This is a genomic window from Pseudoalteromonas sp. DL2-H2.2, from assembly GCF_021532535.1.
GTDB classification, from domain to species: Bacteria; Pseudomonadota; Gammaproteobacteria; order Enterobacterales; family Alteromonadaceae; genus Pseudoalteromonas; species Pseudoalteromonas rubra_A.
Genome location: NZ_JAKGBD010000005.1, coordinates 138,711 through 159,249, shown reverse-complemented (window position 1 = coordinate 159,249; position 20,539 = coordinate 138,711). Strand labels below are relative to the sequence as shown.

Sequence of the window (20,539 nt, the reverse complement as noted above, 5' to 3'; positions counted from 1 at the left end):
CTCCTAGTGATGCTGATGTCCATTTTTCGCGTTATGCATCTGCGCCTTTAGTGACACCACTTCAATCAACCCATAGACGCGATTGCCATCAGCAAAATATAGTGTAAGTTTACGATTTTCGCCCACTTTTAATGGTTTTGTCGGCTCAAAGGCCATCAGGTGGTAGCCGCCGGGCTTAAATTCAACCTGGCTAGCTGGCGCTATCTCAAGTTTGTCTATCTTTTGCATGCGCATCATGCCATTGACGTGGGTGTGTTCGTGGATCTCAACTCGCCCCAGCCCTTCTATTTCGGCCTTAACTAAGGTCATAGCCTGCTGGCTGGTATTGGTCAGGGTAAAATAGCCGGCGGTCGAGCTGGCTGTAGGCAGAAAGTCTCGCAGCCTGGCGTGCATCAACTGCATCGAGCCCGGTTCAGCATGGGCATGGTGTGCCGCCTCGTGGGTATGGTCCGGATGTGCCTGTGACACCCAGGGCAAAGTACACAGTAAAAAGAAGGCTAAATTTTTGATCATAAGCGCTTTCCTTGTTGAGTATAGTCCATTGACTATACCACATTAGCCTTAGTTTAACGCGCTTTCATCACCATTTCTTTACAGCCTGCTGCTGCGTTCAATTTAGCGCATAATGCCAAAAAGAGCGCAAAACAGGCGCCTTAGCACAGCGCCTGTTTATCACTCACCAACCAGCCGATTGCAACCAAAAATAACAACGGAATGGCAATCAGTACCGAGTTAAATAGCAGTGCCAATACTAGCCCAATGAGCACAACTAACATAACGCCAAGCAACCCTATGCTCAGCAAAGCCAATAAAGCAAAAACGGCGATCATAGCCACAAACAGGCTCAGCATTTCGATCCCAACCCAGCTAATATCCAGGACAATCTCAGGGACACTGAACCAGGCCAGTGGCGATGACACCCAGGACAAAGCGGATAGCATCACTAAACCAATCAGTAAGATAAATGCCGCTTTCATAGTGCCTCCTCAGGTGCGCTCCGAGAGCACAATCCAGGCGATAAAGTACGCCATCACGACCAATACCGGTGCTTTTAGTGCCAGTAAGACGGTGATCACACGGACCAGCCAGGTTGGCATATCCAGCCTGTTTGCGACATTGACACATACCCCGGCCACTTTTTTGCGCGGTTGCTGCGCTCGTGTTGTACTGTAATAAGTATCATGTTCTGTCATCAGATCTCTCCTCACTATAACTACCTTGCGGGGCCTGCGGGCACCGATATTGTTTTCACCTAAGCGGGTTGCGTTTTTTGTTTCAACTCGGCCAGGGCTTTATCTACTTGCTCTTCACGTGCCAGTGTCTCCAGCGCCTGCCATTGCGCTTGCTCTTTGCTGACCAGCTCATAACTGTCAACTTCGGCTTCGACCCGCTCAACCTTACGTTCAAGGTGTTCAAATCGACTTAAAGCGTCTGCTATCGACTGCTGACTTGCTACACTGCGTGCTTTCAGCTGGGTGGTGGCTGTGTCTTCACGGCGTGCCAGCTGCGCTTCTTTGTGGCGTAGCTGATTAAGCTTTTCAGTCAGGGTTTGCGCGTCCTGCTCCAGCTTGTCATAAGCCTGCTGTAACTGCGCCGCCTCATCTTCAATATGCTGCTGGGCTTGCTGACATTTTTGCTTTTCCAGCAACGCAGCGCGGGCCAGATCTTCGCGGTCTTTTTGCAGCGCATACTCAGCCTGCTGTTGCCACTGCTCGGCTTTTTTAGCCAGCGTCTGATTGCGGCGCGCCAGCGCTTTTTGCTCACAGATCACCTGTACCACAGTGCTGCGACATTCACTGAGCGCCTCCTCAAGCTGAGTCAGAATCTGACGCTGGTTTTTTTTCGGGTCATCTGCTTTGTCGAGCAACGCATTAAACTCGGCTTTGATTAAATCTTCGATTCGGTCGATTAAGGCCATGACAGGCTCCTTGAGTAAGCTAATGTTGATTAACTTATTCCAAGGTTTATGCCAAAAAACATTTATGAATAAAAATCAGATGGTTAAATAAAAGTATTGATTGTAGAGACAAGAGATAAAGAAAGGGGTGTGGTCAAAAAAGCACATTGTTAGCTTTTTTGACCAAAATTAGAACTACAGTTCCGGTACAAAGCTCAGCGCTTTTTCCATCACGCTGATATCGGCGCTTTTACCATGGCCATTTTCCGACAAATGACGACGGAAACCACGGGCACCCGGCTGGTTTTGGAAAATCCCCAGCATATGGCGAGCGATATGCCAAAAGTTCGCACCCTTAGACATTTCAGCCTCAATGTAGTCGTACATGCTACGGACAACCTGATGACGGGTCTGGGTAAAGGCCGGCGCACCATACAGGGCACTGTCAACCTCAGAGAGCATAAACGGATTACTGTAAGCTTCTCGGCCTATCATCACGCCATCCAGGTGTGCCAGGTGATGCTGACATTCCTCAATGGTTTTAACGCCACCATTAATACTGATATGAAGATCCGAATAATCCTGCTTGAGCTTATAGACACGAGGGTAATCCAGCGGAGGAATTTCGCGGTTTTCCTTAGGACTCAGGCCCTGCAACCAGGCCTTGCGGGCATGAATGATAAAGTCATCACAGCCGACGGCTTTTGAGGCTTCAATCAGTCGGGTCAGGAATTCATAGGAGTCCTGCTCATCAATCCCGATCCGGGTTTTCACCGTCACCGGGATAGAGACTTCGCTTTTCATCGCTGCGACACACTCAGCCACCAGCTCAGGTTCTGCCATCAGACATGCACCAAAACGACCATTTTGCACCCGATCCGACGGACAACCTACGTTGAGGTTCACTTCGTTATAGCCGTATTGCTCAGCGCGCTTTGCACATTCAGCCAGGGCTTTGGGGTCTGAGCCGCCAAGCTGCAATGCCACCGGCATTTCGTGCTCACCAAAATGCAGATAATCACCCTTACCAAAGATAATCGCGCCTGTGGTGATCATCTCAGTGTAAAGCACCGCGTGCTGAGTCAACTTACGGTGAAAAGTCCGGCAATGGCGATCAGTCCAATCCAGCATGGGCGCAACGGAAAAGCGGCGAAACGCCGGATTGCTTGTGTCTAGAGGGCTTGCGCCTGAATTATCTGTGTTTGTCATACTACCTCTGAACGCTCAAATTAACAGCTCGAAACTGCCAACAAGACTAATACCAAACTACATGCGGGCCCGTCTGTCGCAAATAGTGGGTCGCGAGTGGCCATCAATATAATACCAATTTGCTTAATTAAGTGTTCTATTTTGAGGCGAGAAAATAGGGTCGATAACAAGACAAAAATTTTGCTATTTAGTTGTTCTAAATGAGAAATTTTTAACATAGTTAGCGTCATATTTGCTCAGTCAAATTGAACAGGTATTAAGTGAAATTGGTATAGCTAAGGGGGGAATTATACACGCTGTTGTGATGAGTTTCATCCAGCGTTGACAGGGGGTGGGGTAAGCGGCCACGCCGGGCCGCTTATTGAGGGTTAACCTTCATACCCGTTCGGGTTTTGGCTTTGCCAGCGCCAGGTGTCCTGCATCATCTCATCGATGCCACGTTTCGCGCGCCAGCCTAGTTCATTCAGGGCTTTTTCAGGGGCGGCATAACACGCGGCAATGTCGCCATCGCGTCGCGGTTTTATTTCGTAATTGATTGGTTTACCTGCGGCTTTTTCAAAGGCTTTGACCATGTCCATTACCGAGTAGCCGTTGCCTGTGCCGAGGTTATAGACATGCGCGCCGGATTGCGCTGCTATCTTGTCCAGCGCTTTCAGGTGACCAATGGCCAGGTCAACAACATGAATATAGTCGCGTACACCGGTACCATCATGGGTGTCATAGTCATTGCCAAACACGCCCAGCTTTTCTAGTTTGCCCACTGCAACCTGTGCAATATAAGGCAGCAGATTGTTTGGAATACCATTAGGGTCTTCACCTATCTGGCCTGAGATATGTGCGCCAACCGGATTAAAGTAACGCAAAATCGCAAACGCCCAGCGCGTATCTGATTTAGCCAGGTCTTGCAGGATCATCTCTACCATCAGTTTAGAGGTACCGTACGGGTTTGTTGTGCCACCCACAGGAAACTCTTCACGGATCGGTAAACTGGCGGGGTCGCCATAAACGGTTGCAGAAGAGCTAAACACCAACTGAAATACACCGGCATCGCGCATTGCATCGAGTAAAGTCAGCGTGCCCTGCACATTGTTTTGATAATACTCGACTGGCTTTTGCACTGACTCGCCGACCGCCTTTAATCCGGCAAAGTGGATCACCTGCTCTACCTGATGTTTTGCAAAAACCCCGTCGAGAAATGCTTTGTCGCAGATATCACCCTGATAAAAGGTCGCAGCGCGACCTGTCAGCGACTCTACGCGCTGCAAAGATTGCTGCGAGGCGTTACTCAAGTTATCGACAACAACCACATCCTTGCCTTCATTTAGCAACTCCAGCACAGTATGCGAACCAATATACCCGGCACCACCGGTAACTAAGACGGTCATAGTTCTTTTCCTAAAAATATAACTGTGCTCATTGTAAACGATCACGTCGGATGTGTCAGTGCTTTGCCGATAATGACCGCGCCTGTTTAGGCCCTGTCACACACAAACACCAGTCGTCGTCCTTGCTTACTCAGGCGCGAAATATTCCCGGCACAATAAGCCGACAGGTTGCGCCATAATTGCACTTTATTTGGATTATCCAGCTGACGGGTATAAATACGACCATCAATGGCATAGGCAAGGGTGTTGTTATCAAACCAGGTGTAATACTGAACACTGTTTGGCAGCGCAAAGTGTTGCGTCACCAGCTGTGTTTTCGCATTGAAACTGGCAAACCACTGCTGGCCTTGGGTGGTATAGGTGAAGCTGTATATCGCTCGCGCAGGATTATAAGCCAGGGTCCGGCCGATATCACTGGCCACTACTTTAGGTAAATGCCCTTTTAAATCGGTGAATTGCAAAGTGTGTGGCGCGCCAAGAATGAACATTACCAGTTGCTCGTCTTCGCCCCAGGCGTGGTAACCCACAGGGGCAATATGCTCAAAAAGCCGCCTCGGTGAGTGTGCTTCAGAAAATGGATAAAACCACAATTTTTGCGAGCCATCGGCTTCAACGACCACCGCAGAAAGCCCGTCATCATAGGGGTATAGAGTAGGTGAATATTCAGACACCGGAGTATTGGTGAGATTACGGGCCTCTTGAGTGGTAAAATCATAAAAAAACAGGTCGGTTTGGGCCCCTTCAGGACTTTGAACCTGCTGCGTAAAATAGACGCCATTGTCGACAACCAAAGGCTGGTTGTGATAGCCATCCGCTGCGCTAATCGGTTTGACCGAGAGCGTACCGGCGTGTTCTTCCGCCAGCCACAGCTGGGAGGCTGGCATCGCATTGAGCGCGCCCGTTACGCCCCATAGCAACCCGATTGTGATGATCTTTTTCAGCAGTGTCATTGTGTTATATCCCTTGTTTTTTTCGCTATCATACCGGGCGAGCGTAGGAACTCAATCATCGCCATGCAAGTCGCCGCGAAATGCCTTGCGAATTTTCCCTTATCGAGTAACATCGAGAGGTGTTAATCGGAAGTTACGCTCAGGCCAGCTGAGCCAGGTAAGGGGACAAAATGTCTGCAAAGCATCCAATCATCGCGATCACGGGCAGTTCTGGTGCCGGGACCACCACCACCACAGCCGCGATTAAGCACATTTTTCGCAGCCTGGACGCCAAAGCTGAATTTGTCGAAGGCGACAGCTTCCACCGTTATACCCGCCCGGAAATGGATAAGTTAAAACGCGAGGCCCTGCAAGAAGGTAAACACCTGAGCTATTTTGGTCAGGAAGCCAATGACTTTGCCGCACTCGAAGCCCTGTTTGAAAGCTATGGCCAGACCGGCACCGGCCAGGTCCGACGCTACCTGCATACCTTTGATGACGCAGTGCCTTACAACCAGCTACCTGGTACCTTTACGCCTTATCAGGAACTGGACAGCAACAGCGACATGCTGTTTTATGAAGGCCTGCATGGCGGCATAGTGACCGAAGAGCATGATGTGGCCCATCATGTCGACCTGCTGATTGGCATGGTGCCGATCATCAACCTGGAGTGGATCCAAAAACTGATCCGCGACACCCATGAGCGTGGCCACTCCCGCGAAGCCGTTATGACCTCAATCGTGCGCAGTATGGATGACTACATAAACCATATCACGCCTCAGTTCTCACGCACTCATATAAACTTTCAGCGTGTTCCAACGGTCGATACTTCCAACCCCTTTAGCGCCAAAGATATTCCTTCACTGGATGAGAGCTTTGTGGTGATCCGCTTTCGCGACATCAAAGACGTTGACTTCCCCTATTATTTGCAGATGATCCAGGGCAGCTTTATGTCGCGCGTGAACACTTTAGTGGTCCCGGGTGGTAAAATGGGGCTGGCAATGGAGCTGGTGTTAACACCGCTTATCAAAGACTTACTTACCAAGAAGCGGGCACTGGAGCAAATTGTACCGCTGGATTTACCCGTTTAACGCACAGTTACACTTCACCGCTTGCGACCTGCCCGGCGAAGCCGTTACACTAGCGCTTTTTCAGGGCATCGCACATGGCAGTTATTAAGGTACTCGTCGGGTCAAAGAACCCGGTTAAGATCAATGCCGCAAGGCAGATATTCACGCAATATTACCCAGACAGTGACATCCAATGTGAAGGCTTAGATGCGCCAAGCGGGGTTGCCAACCAACCACTGGGCGAAGCCGACACACTACTGGGCGCACAAAACCGCGTACGATACCTGGTTGACCAACACACAGCCGACTATTACTGTGCAATGGAAGGCGGTGCCCATCAGTTTGCCTATGGCCCCGCTACCTTTGCTTTTGTGGTCATTTCTAATGGTCAGCATGAGAGCATTGGCCGCAGTGCCAACCTGCCTTTGCCGCAACGGATTTATGATGCGCTGCTGGCGGGAGAAGAACTGGGTCACGTGATGGACCGCCTGTTCAATACCGACAATATAAAACAAAAAGGAGGCGCGATAGGTTTGCTGACCAACCATCTGGCAACCCGAGAAAGCGCCTATACTCAGGCCCTGTTACTGGCCATGGCCCCCTTTAACCATCCAGAGCTGTACGCATGAAATATACCCATATTCTCTTTGATGCCGATGAAACCCTGTTCAGTTTCAATGCCTTTTTAGGCCTGAAGGCCCTGTTTGCCCGTTACAATGTCGAGTTTAGCGAAGCCGATAACGCCGAATACCAACGTATCAACAAACCTCTGTGGGTGCAGTATCAGAACGGTGAAATTGATGCAAAAACCCTGCAGATCACCCGCTTTGCATTTTGGTCTGAGCGCCTCAATGTACCCGCTGAAACCCTCAACCTCGGATTTTTAGATGCCATGGCCGAGCTCTGTAACCCACTGCCTGGTGCAGCTGAGTTATTACATGCTTTACAGGGCAAAGCGACTCTGGCCATCATCACCAATGGCTTTACCGCATTGCAGGAAAAACGTCTGGCACACACCGGATTCAAAGATTATTTTCACAGTATTGTGATTTCTGAGCAGGTGGGTGTGGCTAAACCCGATCCCCGCGTTTTTGAGCACGCACTGTCATTGCTGGGCAATCCAGATAAGTCTCAGGTATTGATGGTTGGTGATACACCTGCCAGTGATGTGCTCGGTGCCAATCGGTTTGGTATCGACAGCTGCTGGTTACGCCACCCGGGTGCCGAGTGCCCGCCTGAAATCAAGCCAACTTATACGGTCGATAATCTAACGCAGCTCAAGGTGTTATTGCTGGACCCAGAAACACAAAAGGCAAGCTAAGCTTGCCTTTTTCATCTCACTGAGTGCCAAGCGGTTACTGATTATTTCGCTGGCGTAATACCTCAAATAAGCAAATCCCGGTGGCCACCGAAACGTTCAGACTGGATACAGTGCCCACCATAGGGATTTTCACCAGTACATCACAATGTTCGCGCGTCAGACGACGCATACCGTCGCCTTCTGCCCCCATCACAATGGCGATTGGGCCGCTCAGGCTGGCATCAAACAGTTCAGTATCGGTTTCACCTGCGGTGCCAACCACCCAGACACCGGCTTCTTTAATGTCTCTTAGTGTCCGTGCCAGATTAGTCACCTGGATCAGTGGCACGGTTTCCGCCGCACCACAGGCCACTTTACGGGCCGTACCGTTGAGCTTGGCCGACTTGTCTTTGGGCACGATTAAAGCGTGCGCACCGGCGGCATCCGCACTGCGCAAGCAGGCGCCAAGGTTGTGCGGATCCGTCACCCCATCGAGCACCAAAAAGAAAGGAGTAGACTCTCGGGCTAAGATCTCATCCAGATCGCGCTCGTTGAGCACTCTGGCCGCTTTAACGTTAGCAATGATCCCCTGATGCTGCTCACCATTGGCTTTATTGTCCAGCGCCTTGCGCTGCATAAACTGCACAGAAATGCCAAACTTACGCGCCTCATTGACGACGGCATTGAGACGCTTGTCGTCTCGTCCTTTGAGCGCATAGATCTCTAAAAAGCGCTCAGGGGTGGTGGATAAAATGGCTTCAATGGAATGGAAACCAAAGATTAATTCATTACTCAAGGTTTAAGCTCCCGCACTTGGTTTGTTTCTTTTACGCGCGTTTTTGCCAGGTCGTTTTGCCTTGGCTTTCTTTGCACTTTTCTTGGCTTTTTTCTTGGGGCTCAGTGTCCCTGCCTGCTTGGCTTTTTTGGCGCTGCCTTTGGGCGTAGTCTTCTTACCCTTTTTCGGCTTTTTGCCTTCGCTGTTGGCCGATTTCGCGTCTTTATCGGCTTTGCTGTCTTTGCCTGGGATCTTGCCGTCTTTCAGCTGCGCGCGGACACTGCTGGGGGCACCGCCAGCCGCTTTACGGCGTCGTCTGGCATAACGATCCGACACGGCTTCTTCCGCCAGTGCCAGATTAATGCGTCGCTCATCCAGGCTGACGGAGTTCACCACGACGCTCAACTTGTCACCCAGCCTGAACACGCTGCGGCTGTGCTCACCTATCAGACAATGCTTGGCACCATCAAAGTGAAAATATTCATGGCCCAGGTTGCTGACATGGATCAAGCCGTCAATTTGCAGTTCATCGAGCCTGACAAATAAACCGAAGTTAGTAACCGATGAGATCACCCCGGTAAATTCATCACCCACGTGATCTTGCATAAACTCACACTTCAGCCAGTCCGCCACTTCGCGGGTAGCATCATCGGCGCGGCGCTCTGTCATAGAGCACTGCTCGCCGAGCTGATTGGCTTCGTCATTTTCGTAGGCATAAGCCCCAGACACCTGCTGCCCCTGCTGGGCTAAAATGCCTTTAATCGCACGGTGTACCACCAGATCCGGATAACGTCGAATAGGCGAAGTAAAATGTGCATACGCTTTTAAGGCCAGGCCGTAGTGGCCGATGTTATCGGGCTGATAGACAGCCTGTTTCATCGAGCGCAGCAGCATGGTCTGGATCAATTCAAGCTCAGGGCGCTCACCCAGACCGGCCAGGGCCTCGGTGATCTCCAGCGGTGTGGGCTCGTGGCCTAGCGTGCTTTCAATGCCCAAATCTTGCAGGAATAACCTGAACTGACTGAGCTTTTCCGGATCCGGCTGGTCATGTACCCGATACAGCGCACTGGCTTCGTGTTTTTCCAGTAAACGCGCTGCCGACACATTGGCGAGGATCATACATTCTTCGATCAACTTATGCGCATCGTTGCGTACCACAGGCACAATGGATTCGATCTTGCGATGGGCATTGAACACAAAACGGGTTTCGAGGGTTTCAAACTCGATGGCACCGCGAGCCTGACGCTCCGACTTCAGCGCCATATACATCTGATGTAATTCGCTGATATGCGGGTAAAGTTCGCGATATTGCTCGCGCAGACCTTCATCACCCTGCAACATGGCGTGGACCTTAGTATAGGTCAGACGGGCATGAGAATTCATCACTGCTTCGTAAAAACGATAGCCCGACAGACGCCCCGCTTCGGACACCGTCATTTCGGCCACCATACACAGGCGATCGACCTGCGGGTTTAACGAACACAGGCCATTTGATAAGACCTTGGGCAGCATAGGCACCACCTGCTCAGGGAAATAGACCGAGTTCCCCCGCGAGATGGCTTCTTTATCCAGCGCACTGCCTTTTGGCACATAATGAGAGACATCCGCAATGGCGACCCATAAACGCCAGCCTCCGGACTTTTTGCGCTCACAGTAAACCGCGTCATCAAAGTCCCGGGCATCTTCCCCGTCTATGGTCAGCAGCGGCAGCGCCCGTAAATCAACCCGCCCCTGTTTATCCGGCTCGGCAACAAACTCGCCATGTTCAGCGACCTGATCCAGCACCGGCTGTGGCCATTCATAAGGGATTTCATGGTTGCGCAACGCCACTTCAATTTCCATCCCCGGCGCCATGTGATCGCCCAATACTTCGGTGACCTTGCCCACGGCGTTCATTTGCTTGCTGGGGCTTTGGGTAATCTCCACCTGCACCATTTGGTTATGGCGCGCACCATTTTCGCTGCCGGGTAAGATGATAATGTCCTGGGTGAGGCGCGGATCTTCCGGCACCACCACGGCCATACCGTGCTCTACAAAAAAGCGCCCGACCAGCGGTGCCCGTTCTTTTTCGAGCACCCGTACAATGCGCGCGTCTACTTTGCCACCTGAGCCACGTGAACCCGCTTTCGCCAGCACCCAGTCACCGTGCAATACTCTGTCCATCTGATACTTAGTGATAAACCAGTCTTTGGCTTCCCCTTCGACCTCCAAAAAGCCAAAGCCATCGCGATGCCCGATCACCCGGCCTTTTACCAGGCCATCGTCGGTTGGGATCACGTAGCACTTAAACTTGTTGAAAAACAGCTGGCCATCACGCTCCATCGCTCTGAGTCGGCGCTTGAAGGCAATCTGTCGGTCATCTTCAAAAACTTTGAGGTCCTGACATAACTGGCTGAAATTGTTTTTGTTATTGCTTTTTTGTATGTGGTCAAGAATGAACTCACGGCTGGGTACCGGGTTATCGTATTTTTCTTGTTCTCGGCTGAGATAGGGATCCTGTTTAGACATTCACTGAGTATGTAGAGAAGTTATACCTGTATTCTAACTCAAATCCTGCCAATGGCCCACCTAACCTTGCGCTTTTTCAAGTGCTCAGGCATTCAGGCGCTGATGGCAGGATTGCAGCGCCGAGGCACTTTGTTTAGCAAACTGATGCAAGGCAGACCAGTCTATGTCGCGCTCCTGTGCTGCACGGCGTCGGGTCTGATGTAATGCCTGACGTAAAGCATATAACCCCAGCTGCTCCACCTCATGCTCCAGTTGCAACAGTTTTTCGCGCAGCGATTCGTCGGCCTGAATATCGGCCAGACCACGTAACTGAGCAAATTCATAATCCAGTCGATCACTGAGATAAATTAACCGCGAGGAAAAGTCGGAACGCTCGGATGACTCGCTTAACTGGCGCTCAACAAAGGTCAGATCCACATAAGCGGCCTCGGTTGCCGCCAGGCCGCTGTTGTTCTGCTGTACAATGCTTTCGAATACCCGACGCAGCGCAGTAATACGTAAGGGCTTTTCCAGACAGCTGTAAATACCAGCCTGCTGATAGGCCTGACGCGCTTGCTGATCAACGTCACCGGTGAGCGCCACCACCACCGGTGGGTGTGCCAATCCCAAGTCTGCAAAACGCGATTGATACCATTCTAAGCCATGGCCATCCGGTAAGTGCATATCCAACAGCAGCACGTCAAACTGGCTTTCTGTGAGCTGCTGCTCCGCTGCGGCCAGAGTTTCAACCATCTGATAACCCAGGCCCAAAGTATCGAGATACCCGCGCACTACTTCACGATTCAGGTGATTATCTTCAATCACTAAGACAGACATATCGCCCAGCGTCGTCGGCCTGCTTTCGGGCAATTCGCTTTGTTCGCTGCGCTGCGAATTGACCTGCATCTCAAAGAAAAACTCACTGCCCTGGCCTGGGACGCTTTCGACCTCAAGGTCGACACCCATGTTTTCCAGTAGTTGCTTGCACAAGGCCAGGCCCACCCCGGCGCTATCGGCAATCGCACGCGGCGCGCCAAAGGTGACAAAGGGCTCAAACACCTTTTGCTGCTGCGCGCGGCTCAGCCCGACCCCGGTATCTTTAACAGCGATACGCAGCTGATGACGATTCGGATTCAGCGCATAGCCAAAGACGATTAATTCCACCTCGCCGCGCTCAGTGTATTTTATCGCGTTGGATAACAGGTTTTTGATCACCAGAGTAAAGGGGTCTTTATCTATCATAACCTGCAAATTGGCATCTATGCCTTGCATGGTCAGCGACAACTTCAGCTGCTTTTTCTCGGCCAGTGGCCGGAAGAAGGTCATTTGCTCTTTCAGGTGACTGGCGAGGTTAACCGGTTCTATAATGGTGTTTGGCACAGCGCCACGTGCCTGCAACAAGATTTGATTAGCCAGGTCCGACATCGACATAGCGGTGGCAATAATCACATCACAAAACTGTCCGTGCTGTTGTGGCTCACGCGGGGCCCGTTTCAGTAACTCTGCGTGACCAACAATGGCATTTAACGGGGTTCTGAGTTCATGACTGAGCAATGTGAGCGAGCGCTCTTTGTGCTGCGCGGCCAGCTCGGCCCGGTGGCGCAATTCATGGAGCTCTTTTTCACGCCGTCCGCTACACAACAAGCACAAAGAAAAACACAAGATCAAAGGCATTACGATGACAGACACCGAGAAAAACTGATTAACCCAGTTATTGGTGATCAGGCTGTCGTGCTGAGAGTAATGGTGCAGCATCGCCAGGCGCACGGTAAAGACGATAAACAGACAAACACAGGCCAGTGCAAAGGTCCAGTGTGCCGGAGAAAAGCTCTGCCACAACCGTCGCTGGCCCAGCCATAACGCACGTAGACATAAAATCATACTCAGCGCCCACCCCAGATAATTTAAAATCACCCTGGCAATAAAATTGGCATCAAAGTAGGTGTAATACAGATAACCCGGGAAAAATACCCCCGCCAGTAAAACCCAGGGCCAGGTCAGCTTTGGCACCGAAAAAAATTGCTCACTGCCCCGGCTTAAACAATACAAGCCAATAAAGATCAGGCTGTTGGAAATAAAGATGGTCCAGGTCACAGACAGCGAAAAGGAGGCGATGAAAATACAGCCAAGCGCAGTACAGACAGAAAAGCCAGCCCATAACCGGGTTCCGAGCAAACGACGATGAATAAACCAGTTGACCAGCATAAACAGCGCACACACGCACGACGTCAAAGCCAGGATCTGTAAAAGTTGTTTCGGATCGCCCATACTTCATCAAACATCGTCAAAAAGAACTACTAGTATAGTATTAATTTTGTCCGCTCTGGAAGCAAAATCTAATCCATCTGACATTACACGGCATTACACCTCATACTTTTATCTTGAAAAGTGCCTCGCCAACTCAGGCCAGCTTATCCGAATGGATGGATAAGCCATCACTGCCCGGTGTTTATCATAATACTTTAGCAACCGTCAGTTACCGTGATAAGCTAATGAAAAACAAGCCGAGTTCGCCATGCGCCCGGAACAATCCTCTCTCGTTAATTTACACCTGGCTGTGCTGCTGTTTGGCGGTACCGCGTTATTCTCCAAGCTCATTTCCCTGTCTGCGCTCGATATCACGGTCTATCGAACTGCCATTGCTTTTGTCACCTTAGCCTGCATTTTGAAATTTAAAGGCAGTGTATTCAAACTCAATGCCCGCAAAGACTATGGCGTGGTGTTAATACTGGGGATCTGCGTTGGACTGCACTGGGTGACCTATTTTGCCGCCATGCAAATGGCCGGTATCGCCGTGGGCGTGATTGCCTTTTTCACCTATCCGGTGATCACTGTGCTACTGGAGCCGCTGTTTTTTCACAGCCGATTAAAGCGCAAAGATGTCTTTACAGCGCTCGTCGTAATGATCGGCATTTATTTACTGGTACCCACCAGCGACCCCGGCAATCAAATTACCCTGGGCATACTGACCGGGGTGTTTTCTGGTGCCTTATTTGCGCTAAGGAACTTGCTGCAAAAGAAGCTGTTTTCCGGCTATGGCGGGCCACACACCATGTTTTATCAAACTCTGATAGCCAGCCTGATGCTCTGCGCTTTTGTTGAAGTGCCCCCCGCCGAATTAAGTACTGACAACCTCGTTCTTATCGTCCTGGCAGGCTGCGTATTTACAGCCATTCCGCACGCCTTATTTGCGTCCAGTTTACGTTACTTATCAGCCACTACCGCCGGGCTGATTTCTTGCTTGCAGCCCTTGTACGCAACTGTATTGGCTTATATGCTGTTGGCAGAAACCATAACTCTCACCACCCTGGCAGGGGGCGTCCTGGTTGTCAGTGCAGCCTGCTATGAAACGTGGTCGATCACAAGGAATAAGCTATGATCCAGGTTTATGCACACCGAGGTGCCAGTGGCAACTATCCGGAAAACTCACTCAGCGCAATTAAAGCAGCACTGGAAGTGGGGGTCGATGGCATAGAACTCGATGTGCAAAGTTGCCTGGATGATTATGCCATTATTCACGATACCTGGCTGGATCGCACCACCAACGGCCGGGGCAAGGTCAATGAAACCACGCGAGCGGCGCTGTCCCAGCTTAAGCTCAGTAACAACGAAGCTGTACCAACGCTGCAACAGGTGCTCGATACCATAGGTCAGCAAACGACGATTAACCTGGAACTAAAACATACCTTCAGCCTGGATAAATTTGTTGCAACCATAGAAGACAATGTGCAGCGCGGCATCATTGCCAGACACCAGCTACTGCTGTCTTCTTTTGATCACCACCAGCTATTGTGGCTTAAGCAAAAGCTTCCCTGGGTAAGGATCGGCGCACTCACGGCGTCTATTCCGCTCACTTTTGCTCAATTTGCCCAGCAACTGCATGCCGAAAGTATCCATATGGACAAGAACTTCATTAACCATGAATTTGTTCAGGATGCCAAACAGCGCGGTCTTAAAGTTCTGGCTTATACCGTCGATAAGGCAAAAGACATTGAATTAATGTTAGATTATGGGGTAGACGGCATATTCAGTAATTATCCCTGTTACGCCAAAATGGTGGTGCAGCAACAGCTAAACCAGACCTCAGCGGCAAAGTAAGCAGGCAAAACGCGCTTAGGATTATGCCGCTGATTAAAATAAATTGCTTAACCTGTAAACAGTTGCACCTGCCAGGTTTACTCTATACTGTATGCTAAACGGCACAGTGAAGAGCCTAATATGAGTTTGTACATGCGCATCTATAATTTGATCGAAGAATCTTTGTTCTTCACCCTGACCCGCAAGATTTTTGGTAATCTGGGGTTTTTATTAATTTTTCAAATCATTACCTTACTGTGGCTACACAGTGAGCTGGCCGAACAAAATGGTTCAACCGGTGCATTCTGGTTGCTGGCCCTGGTGTCGGTGGGTGCCTTTATTTTTACCTTCTTTTATATGCGCTACCTGATAGTGCGCCCCGTACAGGCCATGCGGGACACGCTGGAGCAAATTAACCGTCAGGACGGCGACCTCGATGCCAGGTTACCGCAGTTCACTTATGACGAATTTCGCGACCTCAGTGAGCAATATAATGCCTTTACTCAGCACCTCAGCGAACTTCTGGCTGCCACCTACCAAAGCGCAGAAGCGGCGAATCGCAGTAACCAGCAGGTTACTGACTCGATGAAACAAACCGCTCTGCTAGGTGGCCAACAGATCGATCAGGGCGATACCATTATTGCCGCCAGCGATCAGGTCACGCACAGTTTGCAAAGCATAGTGCACAACACGGATCAGGTTTATCAGGCCAATACGGAAAGCCTGCACTTTGTGCGTGGCTCGTCACAGTCACTGGCGACGCTGGTGAAAGAGGTGCAGCAAATTACCCATCTGCTTGGCAGCTTTTCTTCTACCGTGGCCGGACTTAAAGAAAACAGTGAGAACATCCGCAGTATTTTGAAAATGGTCGAAGAGTTTTCCGATCAAACCAACCTGCTGGCGCTCAATGCCGCCATCGAAGCGGCGCGGGCAGGAGAAGCAGGCCGGGGCTTTGCCGTGGTCGCGGATGAGGTGCGTAATCTGTCGGTTAAGGTGAACGACGCCACCCGCCAGATCAGTGACTTTATTAACCAAATGGATGTGCTGGTCGGTGAAACTCATCAGGAGTCTGAGCAGCTGATCGATCACTCCAGCTCTGCCGAGCAAGCCATTCGTACTACGTCGCAGGGCTTTGCCGATATGTCTGAGGACTTTGAGCGCAATCAGTCGCAGCTCGAAGAGATTGTCAGCGCCGTGCACCAGCTCGAGTCCACTCAGCAGCACACCCACCAGTCAGTACAACGTATTGTTGAGCTGGGCCAATCCGCCAAAGCGCAGATTGATGCCGCCCTGACTGACTGTCAGGATGCACAGCAGCGCTCGACCAGGACACAGCAAGAGCTTAAGCGTTTTGTATAGGGCCTGCTCAGGCCCCTAACTACTCACACTCGCCTTATGCCCTGTCAACGTCAAACGCGATAACCTCTTTGAGCTGGGTCTTGCCAGTCGCCAGCATGACCAGGCGATCGACGCCCAGTGCCACCCCGGCACACGCAGGTAGCCCTTGCGCCAGCGCCGCCAAAAAACGCGGGTCTTTTGCCACAGGTGCCAACCCCATTGCTACGCGCTGCGCGTTATCTTCATCAAAACGCGCGCTCTGCTCAACTTCATCCGTTAATTCATTGAAGCCATTGGCCAGCTCCATGCCACGGTAATAAAGTTCAAACCGCCCTGCCACTCTGGGATCCTCGGCATTGAGCTGTGCCAGTGCGGCCTGAGAGGCCGGAAAATGATAAACAAAGCACGGTGCCTGCTGACCAATTAAAGGCTCAATCTCCATACAGAACAGCAATTGCAGTAGCGTATCGCGGTGTTGCTCCTGCTCTGCAATGTGACCATGGCCGCGCTGCGATGCCAGCTGTCTTAATTCATCCATAGAAGCGTTCAGCGGATCCAGGCCCAGATAGGTGATAAAGGCCTGCTGATAACTCAGTGACTCGGCTTCAGGACAGTCCAGAATAGCCTGCATTAAGTCGTTCACTTCCGCCATCAGCGCAAATTCATCAAACCCGGGCCGATACCACTCCAGCATAGTGAACTCGGGGTTGTGATGTCTGCCTGACTCTTCATTGCGAAACGCTTTGCCAATCTGGTAAATCGCGCCACTGCCGGCAGCCAGCAGCCGCTTCATGGCAAATTCCGGTGAGGTTTGCAGATACAGAGGCGTACCGCTGGCATGACCCGGTCCGACAAATGTGGTTGAAAAGGTGGCAAGATGAACGTCCGTCACTGAGGCTTGGGCCAGACTCGGGGTTTCGACTTCAAGGACTTCGCGCGCGGCAAAAAAAGCACGAATTTTAGCGAGGATAGCGGCACGCTGACGCAGGGTGTCGATACTGGCACTCGGTGCCCAAACAATATCAGACGCCCCACCATATGCAGAATGACTCATAATTACTCCAGACAAAAAAATCCCGGTCAGGACCGGGATTTACAGGTGACTTGTCGATGCAGGCTCACTTAGTAACAAAGCGAGACTGCAACACAGCGCACTGGCTTACTTAACACGACTCACGTATTCGCCGCTGCGCGTATCTACTTTGATCACTTCACCGATTTGTACGAACAAAGGAACACGTACCACAGCGCCTGTGCTCAGCGTCGCAGGTTTACCACCGGTGCCTGCTGTATCGCCTTTCAGACCTGGATCTGTTTCAGTGATCTCCAGCTCAACGAAGTTAGGCGGCGTCACAGCAATTGGACTGCCGTTCCACAATGTGATGGTACACACATCGTTTTCAACCAACCACTTCACGCTATCGCCCAGCGCTTTTTCATCTGCCGCGATTTGCTCGAAGGTTTCGTTGTTCATAAAGTGCCAGAACTCACCATCTGTGTACAGGTAAGCCAGGTCAGTGTCCATGACGTCTGCACCTTCAACCGATTCACCAGACTTAAAAGTTTTCTCTAAAACTTTACCTGAGATCAGCTTACGGATCTTAACGCGGTTAAACGCCTGGCCCTTACCGGGCTTGACCACTTCATTTTCCAGGATGGAGCAAGGCTCTCCATCGATCATAATTTTTAGGCCGCCCTTGAATTCGTTGGTGCTATAATTCGCCATCGTATCCTCTAATCTTTGTATTTCGAGTAATAAACCCGCTAATGATACAAATAAATGAAGTAAATTTGCATACTAACTGGCAAAAAGAATTGGCGAATGTGGTCACCAGTGCAGACGAGCTGCTAAAACTGGTGGGCCTGGAGGGCCATTTCAGTGAACAAGACCTGGCCGCTAAGCGATTGTTTCCGCTCAGAGTTCCACGTCCCTTTATCGCAAAAATGCGTTATGGGGATGCCAAAGATCCCTTGCTGCTTCAGGTGCTGCCTCAGCATCAGGAATTCATAGCCAAAGCCGGTTTTCACAAAGATCCCCTCGACGAACAACAGGCAGCGCTGCCCGGATTGCTGCACAAGTACCGCTCCCGTGTGCTGCTGATGCTAAAAACCGGCTGCGCCGTAAATTGCCGTTATTGCTTTCGTCGTCATTTTCCTTATCAGGATAACCAGCTCAATAAACGTTCTTTACAGGCCGTATTCGACTATCTGAGCAGCCATCCCGAGATCAATGAAGTGATTTTAAGCGGCGGCGATCCTCTGATGGCCAAAGATGACATGCTGACCTGGCTGCTTGAACACCTCGATGAAATACCTCACCTGACACGCCTGAGAATTCACACCCGCTTACCTGTGGTGATCCCGGCACGAGTAACCGACGGCTTATGCGAAACGCTCATTAGAAGCCGGTTGAAACCGGTTCTGGTAAATCACATTAATCATGCCAACGAAATCGATATACACTTTACAGCGGCAATGCAAAAGCTAAAACGTGCCGGCGTTATGCTGTTAAATCAGGCGGTATTACTCAAAGGGATTAACGATAGCCTGGCTGCTCAACAGGCGCTAAGCGAAGCCTTATTTGACGCAGATGTACTGCCTTACTACCTGCATGTGCTGGATAAGGTAGAAGGTGCCAGTCATTTTGAGGTGCCAGAACAAGAGGCCGTTACATTGATGCATGGACTACTGGATGCCTTGCCCGGCTTTTTGGTGCCTAAGCTGGTAAGAGAAATCGGCGGCCAACCTAGTAAGACGCCGATTGATTTGGGACTGAGCCCGGCCTGATACCACACACAAGCCAAGACTTGCGAATTCAGGTTAGGCACAGCATATCAATGCCTACACGTAGACGTTGATATTATTGCCCATAGTGGCCGTGGTTGACTTTGCTGGAGCTGAATTTCCAGCAGACTCAATTAAGGCCAGGGCGGCTTGTCCATCTGCTTTTTGCTGTTTTTTGGCTAGCTGCGCGCTCATTACTTCGCCGCTTTGCCCTGTCCCAGACATAGCAGGTAGGTTACTTCCGGATATATTCATAAGCTTATACCTGACAAGATTGATGGATCCAAGTACAATATCGGCCAGTTCACGTAAGTCTTTAGGAAAAATATGCAGACCGTTATCGAAAAGCTGAATGAAAATCTAAAACTTGTTTACCGTCAAGCACTTGATGCCGATAAAAAATTAGACGAACTACAGCAACAAGGTCACGGAAAATTCCAGGCATTATTTGCCGAAGATGCCGGTTTTGATTTTGCTGCCAAGCGCTTCAAGCCTTATGTGCTGGATATTGCCGCTGATGTCGAAGCACTCAGCCAGTCAGAGCAACTAGACGAGGCGCTACTTACAAAAACGGTTTTTAAGCTGCAGCAGCTCATCCAGTTACTCGCCACATTTAAGTAGGGCGCACCAAAACCACTGGCCGGGTGAGTCAACCCGGCGATGGTGCAATTACCCTTTCACTTTGTCTGCGATCTCTTCTTTGTACCAAGTGCTTAACAGCCGTTTATCATAGTAAAACTCACTGTCTCGCCCGGTTCTCACCCGGTCCATAAACGACAGATCTTTAAGCACCTTCTCCTGCGCCTGCGCCACAACCGCACCATTGTTGTCGGTGAGCGTGTAGCTGATTTTCAGACGCGGAAAGAAAATCGGTTTAACAACCCGGATGTCGTGCATGTTAAAGCGCACATCACCCGCCAGATCTATGTCGTCAAAGGTAATATTAAGCTGATAACCCTCTGGGGTCTCTGTCATCAACTTGCTCAGGTGCTTTTCAAGCTGCGCGGCCACCCGTTTGTGGTATCCCGCTTTACTTTCATTGGCCGGTACCACATCGCGATAGTCATTAAAGTCGCGCCAGGTGATATTGGCTTCACCGGCCTGCGCAGCCAATGGACTCAGGCAAAGTAACGCTATTGCATGTAAAAGTTTCATGGTGTTCTCCTCACGATTGCCAACCCATCTGTGGTCGATGTTAACTATTCAACCCCTAAATACTGTGCATTTTTTGCTGAACACGCAATGAAAGGTAACATTTGACGACAAATTGATACCAATCCACCGACTT

The 20,539-nt window shown here is 50.6% G+C and carries 22 protein-coding genes; 8 read left to right on the top strand and 14 right to left on the bottom strand.

What is annotated here, in order from left to right; translation table 11 throughout:
* Positions 1-3: 3 nt before the first annotated feature.
* From L1285_RS10615 to L1285_RS10585, 7 genes are all read right to left on the bottom strand, one after another.
* Positions 4-513 (bottom strand): copper chaperone PCu(A)C, encoded by a 510-nt coding sequence (locus L1285_RS10615; RefSeq protein ID WP_235412307.1) that lies wholly within the window; start codon positions 511-513, stop codon positions 4-6.
* Positions 514-653: 140 nt separating this feature from the next.
* The gene (locus tag L1285_RS10610; RefSeq protein WP_235412306.1) at positions 654-977 is read right to left on the bottom strand and encodes a hypothetical protein; all 324 of its coding nucleotides are present in this window, start codon (positions 975-977) and stop codon (positions 654-656) included.
* Positions 978-986: 9 nt separating this feature from the next.
* The gene (locus tag L1285_RS10605) at positions 987-1,193 is read right to left on the bottom strand and encodes a PspC domain-containing protein (RefSeq protein ID WP_235412305.1); all 207 of its coding nucleotides are present in this window, start codon (positions 1,191-1,193) and stop codon (positions 987-989) included.
* A 59-nt stretch (positions 1,194-1,252) separates the two neighbouring features.
* Positions 1,253-1,918 (bottom strand): PspA/IM30 family protein, encoded by a 666-nt coding sequence (locus tag L1285_RS10600; RefSeq protein ID WP_235412304.1) that lies wholly within the window; start codon positions 1,916-1,918, stop codon positions 1,253-1,255.
* Between the two features lie 174 nt (positions 1,919-2,092).
* Complete coding sequence (gene dusA, locus L1285_RS10595; protein ID WP_209052809.1) at positions 2,093-3,106, bottom strand: tRNA dihydrouridine(20/20a) synthase DusA; 1,014 nt, start codon at positions 3,104-3,106, stop codon at positions 2,093-2,095.
* Positions 3,107-3,474: 368 nt separating this feature from the next.
* The gene (gene galE, locus L1285_RS10590) at positions 3,475-4,491 is read right to left on the bottom strand and encodes a UDP-glucose 4-epimerase GalE (protein WP_235412303.1); all 1,017 of its coding nucleotides are present in this window, start codon (positions 4,489-4,491) and stop codon (positions 3,475-3,477) included.
* Between the two features lie 86 nt (positions 4,492-4,577).
* The gene (locus tag L1285_RS10585; protein ID WP_235412302.1) at positions 4,578-5,441 is read right to left on the bottom strand and encodes a hypothetical protein; all 864 of its coding nucleotides are present in this window, start codon (positions 5,439-5,441) and stop codon (positions 4,578-4,580) included.
* A 170-nt stretch (positions 5,442-5,611) separates the two neighbouring features.
* On the opposite strand from L1285_RS10585, the gene L1285_RS10580 reads away from it, so the two are divergent.
* The 3 genes from L1285_RS10580 to yjjG all read left to right on the top strand — a co-directional run bounded on the left by L1285_RS10580 (position 5,612) and on the right by yjjG (position 7,811).
* Positions 5,612-6,511, top strand: a complete 900-nt coding sequence (locus L1285_RS10580) for a phosphoribulokinase (RefSeq protein ID WP_046004835.1) — start codon at positions 5,612-5,614, stop codon at positions 6,509-6,511.
* 74 nt (positions 6,512-6,585) lie between these two features.
* Complete coding sequence (gene yjjX / locus L1285_RS10575) at positions 6,586-7,119, top strand: inosine/xanthosine triphosphatase (RefSeq protein WP_235412301.1); 534 nt, start codon at positions 6,586-6,588, stop codon at positions 7,117-7,119.
* The gene (yjjG, locus tag L1285_RS10570) at positions 7,116-7,811 is read left to right on the top strand and encodes a pyrimidine 5'-nucleotidase (RefSeq protein ID WP_235412300.1); all 696 of its coding nucleotides are present in this window, start codon (positions 7,116-7,118) and stop codon (positions 7,809-7,811) included. The genes yjjX and yjjG overlap by 4 nt, the downstream gene beginning before the upstream one ends.
* 34 nt (positions 7,812-7,845) lie before the next feature.
* On the opposite strand, the gene rlmB is transcribed toward yjjG, so the two are convergent.
* The 3 genes from rlmB to L1285_RS10555 form a co-directional block, all read right to left on the bottom strand.
* The gene (rlmB, locus tag L1285_RS10565) at positions 7,846-8,586 is read right to left on the bottom strand and encodes a 23S rRNA (guanosine(2251)-2'-O)-methyltransferase RlmB (RefSeq protein ID WP_046004838.1); all 741 of its coding nucleotides are present in this window, start codon (positions 8,584-8,586) and stop codon (positions 7,846-7,848) included.
* A 3-nt stretch (positions 8,587-8,589) separates the two neighbouring features.
* Complete coding sequence (rnr, locus tag L1285_RS10560) at positions 8,590-11,073, bottom strand: ribonuclease R (protein WP_235412299.1); 2,484 nt, start codon at positions 11,071-11,073, stop codon at positions 8,590-8,592.
* Between the two features lie 84 nt (positions 11,074-11,157).
* Positions 11,158-13,320 carry an ATP-binding protein gene (locus tag L1285_RS10555; RefSeq protein ID WP_235412298.1) on the bottom strand — a complete coding sequence of 721 codons (2,163 nt, stop codon included), beginning with the start codon at positions 13,318-13,320 and terminating at the stop codon, positions 11,158-11,160.
* 247 nt (positions 13,321-13,567) lie between these two features.
* Here L1285_RS10555 and L1285_RS10550 point away from each other — a divergent pair, with 247 nt between their 5' ends.
* From L1285_RS10550 to L1285_RS10540, 3 genes are all read left to right on the top strand, one after another.
* On the top strand, positions 13,568-14,431 hold the full coding sequence (locus tag L1285_RS10550; RefSeq protein WP_046004841.1) for a DMT family transporter: 864 nt from the start codon (positions 13,568-13,570) through the stop codon (positions 14,429-14,431).
* Positions 14,428-15,150 carry a glycerophosphodiester phosphodiesterase gene (locus L1285_RS10545; RefSeq protein WP_125716997.1) on the top strand — a complete coding sequence of 241 codons (723 nt, stop codon included), beginning with the start codon at positions 14,428-14,430 and terminating at the stop codon, positions 15,148-15,150. The genes L1285_RS10550 and L1285_RS10545 overlap by 4 nt, the downstream gene beginning before the upstream one ends.
* Before the next feature lie 120 nt (positions 15,151-15,270).
* Positions 15,271-16,488 (top strand): methyl-accepting chemotaxis protein, encoded by a 1,218-nt coding sequence (locus tag L1285_RS10540; protein ID WP_235412297.1) that lies wholly within the window; start codon positions 15,271-15,273, stop codon positions 16,486-16,488.
* A 34-nt stretch (positions 16,489-16,522) separates the two neighbouring features.
* Here L1285_RS10540 and epmA read toward each other — a convergent pair whose 3' ends face one another.
* Together epmA and efp are read right to left on the bottom strand one after the other, a co-directional pair.
* A complete protein-coding gene (epmA, locus tag L1285_RS10535) occupies positions 16,523-17,521 on the bottom strand; it encodes an elongation factor P--(R)-beta-lysine ligase (protein WP_235412296.1) in 999 nt (332 codons plus the stop codon).
* 105 nt (positions 17,522-17,626) lie between these two features.
* Positions 17,627-18,193: an elongation factor P gene (gene efp / locus L1285_RS10530; RefSeq protein ID WP_046004845.1), complete on the bottom strand. Its 567-nt coding sequence runs from the start codon at positions 18,191-18,193 to the stop codon at positions 17,627-17,629.
* Positions 18,194-18,234: 41 nt separating this feature from the next.
* Between efp and epmB the strand changes: the two genes are divergently transcribed.
* A complete protein-coding gene (epmB, locus tag L1285_RS10525) occupies positions 18,235-19,254 on the top strand; it encodes an EF-P beta-lysylation protein EpmB (RefSeq protein WP_235412295.1) in 1,020 nt (339 codons plus the stop codon).
* Positions 19,255-19,308: 54 nt separating this feature from the next.
* On the opposite strand, the gene L1285_RS10520 is transcribed toward epmB, so the two are convergent.
* On the bottom strand, positions 19,309-19,506 hold the full coding sequence (locus L1285_RS10520) for a hypothetical protein (protein ID WP_040644570.1): 198 nt from the start codon (positions 19,504-19,506) through the stop codon (positions 19,309-19,311).
* 72 nt (positions 19,507-19,578) lie between these two features.
* Here L1285_RS10520 and L1285_RS10515 point away from each other — a divergent pair, with 72 nt between their 5' ends.
* Entirely contained in the window at positions 19,579-19,872 is a 294-nt protein-coding gene (locus tag L1285_RS10515) for a hypothetical protein (protein WP_046004847.1), read from the top strand.
* A gap of 48 nt (positions 19,873-19,920) precedes the next feature.
* On the opposite strand, the gene L1285_RS10510 is transcribed toward L1285_RS10515, so the two are convergent.
* Entirely contained in the window at positions 19,921-20,406 is a 486-nt protein-coding gene (locus L1285_RS10510; RefSeq protein WP_235412294.1) for a DUF3016 domain-containing protein, read from the bottom strand.
* Positions 20,407-20,539: the final 133 nt, after the last annotated feature.

Excerpts from the sequence above, each read along its gene's own strand:
- L1285_RS10585 (WP_235412302.1), bottom strand. The coding sequence starts at position 5,441 with ATGACACTGCTGAAAAAGATCATCACAATCGGGTTGCTATGGGGCGTA.
- L1285_RS10515 (WP_046004847.1), top strand. The coding sequence starts at position 19,579 with ATGCAGACCGTTATCGAAAAGCTGAATGAAAATCTAAAACTTGTTTAC.
- L1285_RS10510 (WP_235412294.1), bottom strand. The coding sequence starts at position 20,406 with ATGAAACTTTTACATGCAATAGCGTTACTTTGCCTGAGTCCATTGGCT.
- yjjX (WP_235412301.1), top strand. The coding sequence starts at position 6,586 with ATGGCAGTTATTAAGGTACTCGTCGGGTCAAAGAACCCGGTTAAGATC.
- L1285_RS10545 (WP_125716997.1), top strand. The coding sequence starts at position 14,428 with ATGATCCAGGTTTATGCACACCGAGGTGCCAGTGGCAACTATCCGGAA.
- L1285_RS10540 (WP_235412297.1), top strand. The coding sequence starts at position 15,271 with ATGAGTTTGTACATGCGCATCTATAATTTGATCGAAGAATCTTTGTTC.
- L1285_RS10580 (WP_046004835.1), top strand. The coding sequence starts at position 5,612 with ATGTCTGCAAAGCATCCAATCATCGCGATCACGGGCAGTTCTGGTGCC.
- dusA (WP_209052809.1), bottom strand. The coding sequence starts at position 3,106 with ATGACAAACACAGATAATTCAGGCGCAAGCCCTCTAGACACAAGCAAT.
- efp (WP_046004845.1), bottom strand. The coding sequence starts at position 18,193 with ATGGCGAATTATAGCACCAACGAATTCAAGGGCGGCCTAAAAATTATG.
- L1285_RS10605 (WP_235412305.1), bottom strand. The coding sequence starts at position 1,193 with ATGACAGAACATGATACTTATTACAGTACAACACGAGCGCAGCAACCG.
- L1285_RS10520 (WP_040644570.1), bottom strand. The coding sequence starts at position 19,506 with ATGAATATATCCGGAAGTAACCTACCTGCTATGTCTGGGACAGGGCAA.
- L1285_RS10600 (WP_235412304.1), bottom strand. The coding sequence starts at position 1,918 with ATGGCCTTAATCGACCGAATCGAAGATTTAATCAAAGCCGAGTTTAAT.
- L1285_RS10610 (WP_235412306.1), bottom strand. The coding sequence starts at position 977 with ATGAAAGCGGCATTTATCTTACTGATTGGTTTAGTGATGCTATCCGCT.
- yjjG (WP_235412300.1), top strand. The coding sequence starts at position 7,116 with ATGAAATATACCCATATTCTCTTTGATGCCGATGAAACCCTGTTCAGT.
- L1285_RS10550 (WP_046004841.1), top strand. The coding sequence starts at position 13,568 with ATGCGCCCGGAACAATCCTCTCTCGTTAATTTACACCTGGCTGTGCTG.
- L1285_RS10555 (WP_235412298.1), bottom strand. The coding sequence starts at position 13,320 with ATGGGCGATCCGAAACAACTTTTACAGATCCTGGCTTTGACGTCGTGC.
- epmB (WP_235412295.1), top strand. The coding sequence starts at position 18,235 with ATGATACAAATAAATGAAGTAAATTTGCATACTAACTGGCAAAAAGAA.
- L1285_RS10615 (WP_235412307.1), bottom strand. The coding sequence starts at position 513 with ATGATCAAAAATTTAGCCTTCTTTTTACTGTGTACTTTGCCCTGGGTG.
- epmA (WP_235412296.1), bottom strand. The coding sequence starts at position 17,521 with ATGAGTCATTCTGCATATGGTGGGGCGTCTGATATTGTTTGGGCACCG.
- galE (WP_235412303.1), bottom strand. The coding sequence starts at position 4,491 with ATGACCGTCTTAGTTACCGGTGGTGCCGGGTATATTGGTTCGCATACT.
- rnr (WP_235412299.1), bottom strand. The coding sequence starts at position 11,073 with ATGTCTAAACAGGATCCCTATCTCAGCCGAGAACAAGAAAAATACGAT.